The sequence below is a fragment of the Methylobacterium trifolii genome (genome assembly GCF_022179685.1).
Lineage (GTDB): Bacteria > Pseudomonadota > Alphaproteobacteria > Rhizobiales > Beijerinckiaceae > Methylobacterium > Methylobacterium trifolii.
In genome coordinates, this window is the sequence record NZ_BPRB01000129.1 from 1 (window position 1) to 11352 (window position 11352).

11 protein-coding genes and 1 tRNA gene are annotated in these 11352 nt (G+C 69.8%); 8 read left to right on the forward strand and 4 right to left on the reverse strand.

All coding sequences use genetic code 11. From position 1 onward, the window contains the following. Nucleotides 1-3: 3 nt before the first annotated feature. From COGEMETH_RS12650 to map, 3 genes are all read right to left on the reverse strand, one after another. Complete coding sequence (locus COGEMETH_RS12650) at nt 4-1443, reverse strand: circularly permuted type 2 ATP-grasp protein (RefSeq protein WP_238182948.1); 1440 nt, start codon at nt 1441-1443, stop codon at nt 4-6. 93 nt (nt 1444-1536) lie between these two features. After that, entirely contained in the window at nt 1537-2280 is a 744-nt protein-coding gene (gene radC, locus COGEMETH_RS12655; RefSeq protein ID WP_238182949.1) for a RadC family protein, read from the reverse strand. Between the two features lies 1 nt (nt 2281). Next, on the reverse strand, nt 2282-3109 hold the full coding sequence (map, locus tag COGEMETH_RS12660; RefSeq protein ID WP_238182950.1) for a type I methionyl aminopeptidase: 828 nt from the start codon (nt 3107-3109) through the stop codon (nt 2282-2284). A 201-nt stretch (nt 3110-3310) separates the two neighbouring features. Between map and COGEMETH_RS12665 the strand changes: the two genes are divergently transcribed. The 4 genes from COGEMETH_RS12665 (at nt 3311) to COGEMETH_RS12680 (ending at nt 5781) form a co-directional block, all read left to right on the forward strand. Beyond that, entirely contained in the window at nt 3311-3583 is a 273-nt protein-coding gene (locus tag COGEMETH_RS12665) for a zinc-finger domain-containing protein (protein ID WP_238182952.1), read from the forward strand. 16 nt (nt 3584-3599) lie between these two features. After that, a complete protein-coding gene (locus COGEMETH_RS12670; RefSeq protein ID WP_238182954.1) occupies nt 3600-4787 on the forward strand; it encodes an FAD-dependent monooxygenase in 1188 nt (395 codons plus the stop codon). Nucleotides 4788-4822: 35 nt separating this feature from the next. Then, nucleotides 4823-4909, forward strand: a tRNA-Leu gene (locus COGEMETH_RS12675). 203 nt (nt 4910-5112) lie between these two features. After that, nucleotides 5113-5781, forward strand: coding sequence for a class I SAM-dependent methyltransferase (locus COGEMETH_RS12680; protein ID WP_238182955.1), 669 nt, complete (start codon nt 5113-5115; stop codon nt 5779-5781). A 63-nt stretch (nt 5782-5844) separates the two neighbouring features. On the opposite strand, the gene COGEMETH_RS12685 is transcribed toward COGEMETH_RS12680, so the two are convergent. Beyond that, a complete protein-coding gene (locus COGEMETH_RS12685) occupies nt 5845-6132 on the reverse strand; it encodes an MTH1187 family thiamine-binding protein (RefSeq protein ID WP_238182957.1) in 288 nt (95 codons plus the stop codon). A gap of 187 nt (nt 6133-6319) precedes the next feature. Here COGEMETH_RS12685 and COGEMETH_RS12690 point away from each other — a divergent pair, with 187 nt between their 5' ends. The 4 genes from COGEMETH_RS12690 to COGEMETH_RS12705 form a co-directional block, all read left to right on the forward strand. Next, on the forward strand, nt 6320-7114 hold the full coding sequence (locus COGEMETH_RS12690; RefSeq protein ID WP_373875356.1) for a lytic murein transglycosylase: 795 nt from the start codon (nt 6320-6322) through the stop codon (nt 7112-7114). 529 nt (nt 7115-7643) lie between these two features. Next, a complete protein-coding gene (locus COGEMETH_RS12695) occupies nt 7644-8561 on the forward strand; it encodes a DUF2778 domain-containing protein (protein WP_238182959.1) in 918 nt (305 codons plus the stop codon). 566 nt (nt 8562-9127) lie between these two features. Beyond that, nucleotides 9128-10402 carry an oxalate/formate MFS antiporter gene (oxlT, locus tag COGEMETH_RS12700; protein ID WP_238182960.1) on the forward strand — a complete coding sequence of 425 codons (1275 nt, stop codon included), beginning with the start codon at nt 9128-9130 and terminating at the stop codon, nt 10400-10402. A 147-nt stretch (nt 10403-10549) separates the two neighbouring features. Next, on the forward strand, nt 10550-11352 hold an 803-nt coding region (locus tag COGEMETH_RS12705; protein WP_283214988.1), incomplete at its 3' end, for a thiamine pyrophosphate-binding protein.

Genomic DNA, 11352 nt, shown 5'->3' on the forward strand with positions numbered 1-11352 from the left:
GCCTCAGGCGTCGAGCACCCAGGTGTCCTTCGTACCGCCGCCCTGGCTCGAATTCACCACCAAAGATCCCTCCTTCAGGGCGACGCGGGTGAGGCCGCCCGGCACGATCCGGATCTCGTCGGAGCCGCAGAGCACGAAGGGGCGCAGGTCCACGTGGCGCGGGGCCACGCCCGAGGCGACGAAGGTCGGGCAGGTGGAGAGCGACAGGGTCGGCTGGGCGATGAAGCCCTCGGGCGCATGCCGCAGCTTCTTGGCGAAGTCGTCGATCTCGCGCTTGGTGGCGTGCGGGCCCACCAGCATGCCGTAGCCGCCCGAGCCGTTGACCTCCTTCACCACGAGGTCGGCGAGGTTGTCCATGACGTAGGAGAAGGCCTCCTTTTCCCGGCAGCGGTAGGTCGGCACATTGTGCAGGATCGGCTCCTCGCCGGTGAAGAACCGCACGATCTCCGGCATGTAGCTGTAGACCGCCTTGTCGTCGGCGATGCCGGTGCCGACGGCGTTGGCGAGCGTCACGCTGCCCCGCTCGTAGGCGTTCATGATGCCCGGCACGCCGAGCATCGAATCGGGCCGGAACACCAGCGGGTCCAAAAAGTCGTCGTCGAGGCGGCGGTAGATCACGTCCACCCGGCGCGGCCCCTCGGTGGTGCGCATGTAGACCACGTCGTCCTTGGTGAAGAGGTCGCCCGCCTCCACCAGCTCGACGCCGAGCTTGTCGGCCAGGAACGAGTGCTCGTAGAAGGCCGAGTTGTAGCGCCCCGGCGTCAGCAGCACGACGGTGGGGTCGCGCGTGGCCGTCGTCGGCGCGAGGCTTCGGAGCGTGGCCAGAAGGGCGTCCGGATAGTTCTCCACGGGTGCCACGCGGTGGCGCGAGAACAGGTCCGGGAACAGGCGCAGCATCACCTCCCGGTTTTCCAGCATGTAGGAGACGCCGGACGGGATGCGGGCGTTGTCCTCCAGCACGAAGAAATCGCTCTCGCCGGTGCGGACGATGTCGATGCCGGCGATGTGCACGTAGAGGTCGTGGGGGACGCGGAAGCTGCGCATCTCCATGCGGTAATGGGCGTTGCGGTAGACGAGGTCGGCCGGGATGATGCCCGCCTTGATGCATTCCTGGGCGCCGTAGACGTCCTTCAGGAACAGGTTGATGGCGGTCACCCGCTGCTTGAGGCCCCGCTCCAGGAATCCCCATTCCGGCTTGGTGATGACCCGCGGGATGATGTCGAAGGGGATGAGGCGCTCGGTCGACTCGTTGTCGCCGTAGACCGCGAAGGTGATGCCGATGCGCCGGAACAGCAGCTCGGCCTGGCTGCGGCGGGTGTTGAAGTGCTCGGAGGGGGTGGTGTCGAGCCAGTTCTTGAGCTGTCCGTAGGCCTCGCGCACGTCGGCCGCGCTCACGGCGCTGCCGGCGAAACTCGTCATCTCGTCGAACGCAACGCCCGCCATCGGTCTCTCCCTGTAAGCCTCACGCTAGAGGCAAGAGGCGCGCCATGCAAAGGGCGCTGCCCAGGCCGGAGAACGGACGCGGAGCCCGTTCGTTCAGATCAATTTGAGGCCCTTGAGGCTCGCATGCCCCTCGCGCCCGAGGATGACGTGGTCGTGGACCACGACGTTCAGGGGCGCCAGCACGCCGATGATCCCGCGCGTCATGCTCACGTCCGCGGCCGAGGGCGCGGGATCGCCGGAGGGGTGGTTGTGGGCCAGGATGATCGCGGTGGCCGAGAGTTCCAGCGCCCGGCGGGCGACCTCGCGGGGGTAGACGGGGGTGTGGTCCACGGTGCCCCGGCCCTGAACCTCGTCGGCGATGAGGTGGTTGCGCTTGTCGAGGAACAGGATGCGGAACTCCTCCCGCGGGGAGAAGGCCATGGTGGCCCGGCAATATTCCAGCACCGCGGCCCACGACGACAGCAGGGGCCGGCCCGCGATGGCGCCCCGCGCCAGCCGGCGGCCCGCGGCCTCGATCAGCTTGAGGTCGGCCACGACCCCGGCCCCGATGCCCTCGACCTCGGCCAGCCGCCCCGGCTCGGCGCTGACGACCTCCGCGAAGCTGCCGAAGCGGGTGATCAGCGCCTTGGCAAGCGGCTTCACGTCCCGGCGGGGAATCGCCCGGAACAGCACCAGTTCGAGCAGTTCGTAATCCGGCAGCGCCTCGGCGCCGGCTTGCGCGAACCGGGCGCGCAGGCGGTCGCGGTGGCCGAGATAGTGCGGCTCCGGAGCCGGCGGCGCGGCCGGGCGCTCGCCGAAGAGTCCGTCCTCCCCCGCGTCTGCCGGTTGGCGCGGCACCTCAGCCGCCCTGGTTGACGGGCTGGTCCAGTCCCTTCGGAGACATCGTGAAAATCTCGACACCGGTCTCCGTCACCGCCACGGTGTGCTCGAACTGGGCGGAGAGGGAGCGGTCGCGGGTCACGGCGGTCCAGCCGTCCGAGAGCACCTTCACCGCCGGGCGGCCGAGGTTGATCATCGGCTCGATGGTGAAGAACTGCCCCGGCCGCAGGGGCACGTCGTAGCTCGCCTCGACGTAGTGCAGGATGGTCGGCGCGTCGTGGTAGGTGCGCCCGAGGCCGTGGCCGCAGAAGTCGCGCACCACCGAGCAGCGCTCGGCCTCGGCGAAGGTCTGGATCGCGTGGCCGATGTCATTGGTGGAGCCGCCGGGCTTGACCGCCGCCACGCCCCGCATCAGCGCCTCGTAGGTGATCTCGCACAGGCGCGCGGCCTTGCGCGGCACCTCGCCGACGAAGGCCATGCGGCTCGAATCCCCGTGCCAGCCGTCGAGGATCAGGCAGATGTCGAGGTTGACGATGTCGCCCTCGCGCAGCGGCTTGTCGTTGGGGATGCCGTGGCAGACCACGTGGTTGATCGAGGTGCAGATCGACTTCGGATAGCCCCGGTAGAGCAGGGAGGCCGGGTAGGCGCCGTGGTCCATGGCGAATGTGTAGGCGAGGCGGTCGAGCTCCTCGGTGGTCACGCCGGGCTGCGTCGCCTCCATCAGCATGTCGAGGGCCTCGGCCGTCAGCCGGCCGGCCCGGCGCATGCCCGCGAACCCCTCCGGGCCGTGGATCGGCGGTTCCGGGGCGCGGCGGGCCTGCGCGCTCGCTTGCTCTTGCTGCATCATGAGGGACGTATCTGGGTCGCGGGGGCCGATGGGCCTATGTACGGCGCGGGCGGCCGCCAGCCAAGCGGAAGCCGCAGCGGCGTGCGCAGGGCTGCCGGACCCTTCGAAGGCTTGCGCGGGCCGGGGCGCAAGCGGCATAAGCGGGGCCATCGGGGCCGGACGCGGCTCCCCTTCCGGGCGACGGCGAGACAGGACGGCAGGATGGCTGACAAGGCGGTTCCGCACTTCCACAACGACCTCGGCGTGGCGGTCATCCATGTCGGCGCGCGGGAGTTCATGTGCATCGGCGCGCAGCCGCCCTTCGACCACCCGCACGTCTTCCTCGACATGGGTGCCGACGACGAGATCATCTGTCAGTACTGCTCGACGCTCTACCGCCATCGGGCGAGCCTGAAGCCGCGCCAGTCCGACCCCGCAGGGTGCGTCTGGGACGACCGCGCCAAGGACGATCTCACCAAGACGGCGGCGGAATAGCCGGCGCTCCGGCGCCGTGCCGCCCCTCGACATCGCCATCGTCGGCGCGGGCATCGGCGGCCTGACCGCGGCCCTGGCGCTGGCCGATGCCGGCCATGCGGTGACGCTGGTCGAGCGGCGCACCGGCTTCTCCGAGATCGGCGCCGGGCTCCAGCTCTCGCCCAACGCCAGCCTGGTGCTGGCCGGGCTCGGCCTCGGCGCTGCGCTCCGCCGCGCCGCCACCGAGCCGCCGGGGGTGAGCGTGCGCGCGCTTGCGAGCGGGCGCGCCATCGGGGCCGTGGCGCTGGGCGCGCGCGCGCGCGAGCGCTATGGCGCCCCCTATTACGTCATCCACCGGGCTGACCTGCAGACCCTGCTCCTCGACGCCCTGCGGTCGCGGCCGGCCATCCGCCTGATGGTCGGGCGCGACGTGACGGGCCTCAACGAGAGCCCGGAGCGGGTCGGGCTGACCCTGGAGAGCGGCAACGGCACCCGCGACGAGAGCCTGTCGGCCGACCTCGTCGTCGGGGCGGACGGCCTGCGCTCGCGCATCCGCGGCCATGTCGACGGCGCGCCGCTGCGGGCCGGCGGGGCCGCCGCGTGGCGGGCGATCGTGCCGCGGGAGGCCGTGCCGGCGGCCTGCGCGGGGGAGGCCACCGGCCTCTGGCTCGGGCGGGACCGGCACGTGGTGCATTACCCGATCCGGGGCGGCCGCTTCCTCAACGTGGTCGCGGTCGTGCCCGAGCGGGTCGGCGACGCGGATTGGGGCCGGCTCGGCGAGCCCGCGGTCCTGCGCGCCCACTTTCGCGATTGCGCGCCGGACCTCCTCGGCCTCCTCGGCCTGCCCGATTCCTGGCTGGTCTGGTCTCTGGCCGAGCGCAAGGTCGCCCGGCCGCTCGCCCGCGGGCGCGTGGCCCTGCTGGGGGATGCCGCCCACCCGGTCCTGCCCTTCCTGGCGCAGGGGGCGGCGCTCGCCATCGAGGATGCCGCGGTGCTGGCCCGCTGCCTGTCCGCGCATCCCGTGCCGGACGCGCTCGACGCCTATGCCGCGGCCCGGGCCGCCCGCGTCCGGCGGGTGCAGCGTGCGGCGCGGGCCAACGGGCGCACCTACCATGCCGGGCCGCTCATTGGCTTCTGCCGCAACGCGATCATGGCCCGCCTCGGCCCGGACGGGATGCGCGAGCGCTACGCGTGGCTCTACGGCTGGACGCCCGACGCCGCTTGATCTGCACGGCGCCCGCCGCTACCCCTTCGCCTCGGGCGGACGTGGCGGAACCGGTAGACGCACGAGACTTAAAATCTTGCGGCCGCAAGGCCGTGCGGGTTCGAGTCCCGCCGTCCGCACCAAGACCCGGCAGGTTTCGGGATAGCGAACGAAACCCTGAGGTAGCGGCCGGCCTCTGCCGGATCGAGGCCCGAGCCGCGAGGCTTGGGTTTGGCTGATGTGCGTCAGACTCTCACTATGGGTGGCGCCGAAACGGCTTGTTGATCGGCACGAGGCTGGATGCCACTACTTCGTCGGACCCCTCAATCGGCAGTAGGCGAACCCTATGCGGCTTTGGCAAGACTTCACGACCAACCAAGGCCGCACCATTCATAAGTGGGCACATTACTTCCCCGCTTACGAACGCCACTTTTCACCGTTCGTGGGACGGCCGATCCGATTTTTGGAGATCGGTATCGGCGACGGCGGTTCTGTCGAGATGTGGAAGCGATATTTTGGCCCCTACGCGCATTTCGTTGGTCTGGATAACAGGCAAACATGCAAAGCATTCGAAGACGATCAGTTCAGCGTTCGCATCGGCGACCAATCGAACGCGGAGTTTCTCGATAGCGTCTTGGCGGAGTTCGGTGTTCCGGATATAGTCTTGGATGACGGCTCACACATGATGTCGGATGTGTGCGCTACCTTTCTGCATCTATATCCCAAAATGCATCATCACGGCGTCTATATGGTCGAAGATCTCCATACGGCCTACCTGTCGGCGTTTGGTGGTGGCGTGCGCCGTGAAGGAACGTTCATCGAGATCGCCAAGGGGCTCATCGACGAACTGAACGTGCACCCGCACACCGAGAATTCGGAGACTACGGAATTCGGGCGGAACACGAATTCGATTTCGTTCTACAACAGCATGGCCGTCTTCGAGCGGGGCATACCTCTCCCGAGATTACCCATGATGCTCGGTTCGACCCCTCATTACGGAGGGCCGACCGAGTGAGGTGACGGCGTAGTCGCGTCAGGTCCCGCTCACCTTGTCCGCGGACCGACCGCGCTCCCGAACTCACGACACCGCAGCCAGCTTGTCGGCCATGGACTGCGCCTTGTCCCGGCGGGACGAGAACGCCATCGTGAAGAACACGCGCTGGACGCCGAGTTCGGTGAGCCGCGCCTCGCAGAGCTCGATCAGCCGGCAGATGTCGCCGAGCTCGCCCTCGATGTTGGTGCCGTTGGCGTGCATCTCGGCGTCGAGGTCGCTGGCGTCGATGATCGCCTTGATCGCCTTCACGTAGGGCGAGACCGAGGGGCCCACGCCCATCGGGACGATGCACAGATCTGCAACAACACGCATGATTGTGTCCTCCGCACCCGTCACGGGCTTATCGTGGGCGGCCCGGCCCGCTAAACAGCGTCGCATGACGCTGCGTCGCTTGAGGCGAGGGGCAGCCTGTCCGGGATGTTCGAGCCGCAGCCGATGGACGGCGAAGCGGCCGGTCCGGCGGGCGGCCTCTCCGGCCAGATTGCTAGAGGAGTTTCGCGTGACTGACCACAAGCGGCGTAGGGTCCTGGCTGCGGCCACCATGGCGCTCGCGTGCCTCGCCGGCGGGGCCGAGGCCGCCCAGTGCGGCAACTCGGCCGGCGGGTTCGAGGCCTGGAAGCGGGAATTCGCCGACGAGGCGCGGGGCCGGGCGAGCGCCGCGAGCCTGGCCGCACTCCAGGGCACCAGCTATTCCACGGCGACCATCTCGGCCGACCGGGGGCAGAAGAGCTTCCGCCTGTCGCTGGAGCAGTTCCTCGCCAAGCGCGGGGCCACCACCATCGTCTCGCGCGGGCGGGCCCTGAAGCAGCAGAACGCGGCGCTCTTCGCCTCGATCCAGCAGCGCTACGGCGTGCCGCCCGGCCCGCTCCTGGCGATCTGGGGCATGGAGACCGGCTTCGGCGCCGTGCGCGGCAACGTGAACACCCTCTCGGCCGTGGCGACGCTGGCCTACGATTGCCGGCGCTCCGCCTACTTCACCGACCAGCTCTACGCGGCCCTGACCCTCGTCGACCGGGGCGTGCTCTCGGCCGGCACCCGCGGCGCGGCCCACGGCGAGGTCGGCCACACCCAGTTCCTGCCCAAGAACGTCCTGACCTACGGCACCGGCGGGGACCTCAACAACGTCGGCACCGCCCTGACCTCGACGGCCAACTTCCTCAAGGGCCACGGCTGGCAGGCGGGCGCGGGCTACCAGCCGGGCGAGGCGAACTTCGCCGCGATCCAGGGCTGGAACGCGGCCTCGGTCTATCAGCGCGCCATCGCCCTGATGGGACGGCAGATCGACGGCGAATAAGCGCTTTCGGCGCATATCGACCGCTCTCCCGTCCCGGCTCGGGAAGGAAGACCGAATCAGACGGGGACGAATGCTGTTCGTCCCCGGTCCCGTCCCCAACTATCGTCGCGCGAAAGACCCGCGTGGCGCGGCCCGTCCGCAGCGGATGCCGAGAACCGCCGCGATCGATCTCGGATCGACCATAGTGTCGCCCAACAAAAGCCGGCCGCACTGGGCTCGTTGCGGTACGGCCGATCGGGCCGGGACGGTGCTTTTCCTTCAGCTGGCGCGCACGCCCTTCGTGTGAGTCCGGCGATGGCGGGCGGGCATCCGTGTAGAGACGAGCCGCCTCCGCATGGTCCAAGCCCCCCTGAGCCAAGCCGCCCCGGCGACGCGTACGCCGCGCCTGGCCGGTCGCCTCCCGCCGGCAGTCGCGCTCGCCGCCCTCCTGGGACTCGGTGCCCTCGGGGGCCTATCCCTTCTCAGGGTCCCGCCGCCCGTCGCGGCCGCCGTCACCGAAGAGGCGCCGGCGCCGGTCACCGAGGCCGCGATGGCTGCCCCCCCCGCGCCCGACGACGCGGTGCCGGTCTCCGCGCCGCCCCTGGGCCCGGACGCGCTCCGTCTCTGGCAGAGCGCCCTGTTCGGCTCCGTGCCGCAATGGTCCTCGGAACGGCCTGAGGCCGTGGCCGAGCTCTCCACCCCGCTCGCCCTGCAGGAGTCCGCGCCCGCGCCGGAATCGGCGCCGCCCCGCCTCGTCCAGACCGTGCCCCTGCCCGTGCCGCGCCCTCCTGAGTTCCGGCAGCGCAGGCCGGAGCGCCAAGCCGCGCGTCGCCCGGCCGTCGCTCCCCCGCCGGCACCGAAGCAGGAGGAGCGCTCCTTCCTGGAAGCCCTGTTCGGCATCGAGCGGACGCCGGCCCCGGCTCCGGCCCTGTCCTACGCGGCCCTGGAGCGAAACCCCGTCGAGGCGCTGCCGCGCCAGCGGCTCGTCCCGGCTCCCAACCCGGAGGCGGGCGGCGGCATCGCCATCTACGACATCAGCGCCCGCACCGTGCGCCTGCCGAGCGGCGAGGTGCTGGAAGCGCATTCCGGCCTCGGCGAGACCATGGACGACCCGCGCTACGTCCACGTGCGGATGCGGGGGGCCACGCCGCCGGGCACCTACGACCTCGTGGAGCGCGAGAACCTGTTCCACGGCGTGCGGGCCATCCGGCTCAACCCGGTCGGCGGTCCCGCCGCCGTCTACGGCCGCGCCGGCCTCCTGGCCCATACCTACATGCTCGGCCCGAGCGGCGCCTCGAACGGCTGCGTCTCCTTCAAGGACTACGAGAAGTTCCTGAACGCCTTCCTCCGGGGCGAGGTGCAGCGCCTCGTCGTCGTGAACGGGCGCGGACTGGACCTCCTGCCGAGCATTGCCAATCAGGGGCCGGCCGCCCCGGTCCGCGCCGCCCGCATCGGCGGTCCCGTGTAGGGAGCCCGGGCCGGCTGCGTTCGCGCATCGTCCCGGAGGCGACAGCCCTCATCCGATCCCCGGCGTGAACGGGGAGGGCCACCGGGCAAAGCGGGCTGGCCGCTCTCCACGCGGTCTGCCTCGCGCTCAGGCGCCGGACGATATGCCCGCCGGCCGCGGCCGGTCGTCCGCGCGTTGCGTCAGAGCATACGCAGGGAGGCGATTGCGCTGTGTCCATGCCGGACCCAGCCGCTGGCGCCCGCCCCCAGGGGCGCAGGCCGAGCCGCCGCTCCGTGTTTCCAGGATGACATCGGGGAAAACCCGCTCCACGGGGTGCTCCTCCCGCTTGGTCGCCGCTGGAACGGCGTCGCACGTTTGCCCTGCACTTTGCTTCCGGTCCAATTGACACGAGGCGGCAAATCGGCACATAAACGCATGTGGTATACCGTAGACCAGATACCGCTGGCATTCCCCGCGGCCGATAACGTCGGCGGGCATCCGAAGACGCCGATCATGCCGGAGATGACGGCGGTCATACAGAACAATCCGAACGCCAACCGTCACGCGCGAATCTTGGGAGGGATTTCATGTCGGCAACACCACAACCCGTGAAGGGAGGTCGCTGGCTACAACTGGCGTTCGGCGTCGTGTGCATGTGCATGATCGCCAACATGCAGTACGGCTGGACCTTCTTCGTGAACCCGATGCAGGAGAAGCACGGCTGGGATCGGGCCGCGATCCAGATCGCCTTCACCCTGTTCGTCGTCACCGAGACCTGGCTGGTTCCGATCGAGGGCTGGTTCGTGGACAAGTACGGCCCGCGGGTCGTGGCCCTGTTCGGCGGCCTGCTCTGCGCGGTCGCCTGGGTGCTGAACTCCTATGCCACCTCGCTCACCATGCTCTACGTGGCCGCGGCCATCGGCGGCACCGGAGCGGGCGCGGTCTACGGCACCTGCGTCGGCAACTCCCTGAAGTGGTTCCCGGACCGCCGGGGCCTGGCCGCCGGCATCACCGCCATGGGCTTCGGCGCCGGCTCGGCGCTGACCGTCGTGCCGATCCAGGCGATGATCAAGTCGCAGGGCTACGAGGCGGCGTTCTTCTGGTTCGGCATCGGCCAGGGCGTGATCGTGATGCTGCTGGCCCTGTTCCTCAAGGCCCCGGCCAAGGGCGACGTGCCCGCGGTCGCCCGCGTCAGCCAGTCCAAGCGCGACTTCAAGCCCGGCGAGATGGTGCGCACCCCGATCTTCTGGGTGATGTACGCGATGTTCGTGATGATGGCCGCCGGCGGCCTGATGGCCACGGCCCAGCTCGGGCCGATCGCCAAGGACTTCAAGATCGCCGACGTGCCCGTCAGCCTGCTCGGTCTCACCCTCCCCGCGCTCACCTTCGCGGCCACCCTCGACCGGGTGCTCAACGGCGTGACGCGGCCGTTCTTCGGCTGGATCTCGGACCATATCGGGCGCGAGAACACCATGTTCCTGGCCTTCGCCATCGAGGGCGTGGGCATCTACGCGCTCAGCGCCTTCGGGCAGGACCCGATCGCCTTCGTGCTGCTGACCGGCCTGGTGTTCTTCGCCTGGGGCGAGATCTACTCCCTGTTCCCGGCCACCTGCGGCGACACCTTCGGCTCCAAATACGCCGCCACCAATGCCGGCCTGCTCTACACCGCCAAGGGGACGGCGGCGCTCATCGTGCCCTTCACCAGCATCCTCACCACCATGACCGGGAGCTGGCACGCCGTGTTCCTGGTGGCCGCCGGGCTCAACATCCTGGCCGCCTTCATGGCGCTGTTCGTCCTCAAGCCGATGCGCGCCGCGTACGTGAAGCCCGCCACGGAACTGCACCCCGTGCCTGCGGAATAATACCGGACACCGCCCCGTTCCGGCCGCCCCCTACCAAGAGGCGGCCGGACCACACGCATCGCCGGCGCGCATCCTGCCGATGCCCGTCCCGGCCCCGCGAGACCGACTGCCGAGGCAGTCCCGATAACGTTCATGGGAGAAAGCGGAATGTCCGCACTGGCAAAGATCATCGATCTGAAGACGGGCGACGTGAACACGGCCGAGGCCGACACGCAGCGGGACCTGACGGACGGCTTCCACCTCGTCATCGATGCGCTCAAGCTCAACGGCATCACGACCATCTACGGCGTGCCCGGCATCCCGATCACCGATCTCGGCCGCATCGCCCAGGCCGAGGGCATGCGCGTCATCTCCTTCCGGCACGAGCAGCATGCCGGCAACGCGGCGGCCATCGCCGGCTTCCTGACCAAGAAGCCCGGCATCTGCCTCACGGTCTCGGCGCCCGGCTTCCTCAACGGCCTGACGGCTTTGGCCAACGCCACCACCAACTGCTTCCCGATGATCCTGATCAGCGGCTCGTCCGAGCGCGAGATCGTCGACCTGCAGCAGGGCGACTACGAGGAGATGGACCAGCTTTCCATCGCCAAGCCCCTGTGCAAGGCGGCCTTCCGGGTTCTGCACGCGGCCGATATCGGCATCGGCGTGGCGCGCGCCATCCGCGCGGCGGTGTCCGGCCGGCCGGGCGGCGTCTATCTCGACCTGCCGGCCAAGCTGTTCGCGCGGATCATGGACGCGGAGGCCGGCGCACGGTCGCTCGTCAAGGTCATCGACCCGGCCCCCGCCCAGTTGCCGGCCCCGAGCGCCGTCCAGCGGGCGCTGGACGTGCTGAAGGGCGCCAAGCGCCCCCTGATCGTCCTCGGCAAGGGTGCCGCCTACGCCCAGGCCGACGAGGCCATCCGAACCCTCGTCGAGCGCAGCGGCATCCCCTACGTGCCGAGGACGATCAGGGG

Bases quoted from the DNA above. Each gene is read 5' to 3' on its own strand.
- COGEMETH_RS12650 (WP_238182948.1), bottom strand. From the start codon at position 1,443: ATGGCGGGCGTTGCGTTCGACGAGATGACGAGTTTCGCCGGCAGCGCC.
- map (WP_238182950.1), bottom strand. From the start codon at position 3,109: ATGATGCAGCAAGAGCAAGCGAGCGCGCAGGCCCGCCGCGCCCCGGAA.
- COGEMETH_RS12665 (WP_238182952.1), top strand. From the start codon at position 3,311: ATGGCTGACAAGGCGGTTCCGCACTTCCACAACGACCTCGGCGTGGCG.
- COGEMETH_RS12680 (WP_238182955.1), top strand. From the start codon at position 5,113: ATGCGGCTTTGGCAAGACTTCACGACCAACCAAGGCCGCACCATTCAT.
- COGEMETH_RS12685 (WP_238182957.1), bottom strand. From the start codon at position 6,132: ATGCGTGTTGTTGCAGATCTGTGCATCGTCCCGATGGGCGTGGGCCCC.
- COGEMETH_RS12695 (WP_238182959.1), top strand. From the start codon at position 7,644: ATGGCTGCCCCCCCCGCGCCCGACGACGCGGTGCCGGTCTCCGCGCCG.
- oxlT (WP_238182960.1), top strand. From the start codon at position 9,128: ATGTCGGCAACACCACAACCCGTGAAGGGAGGTCGCTGGCTACAACTG.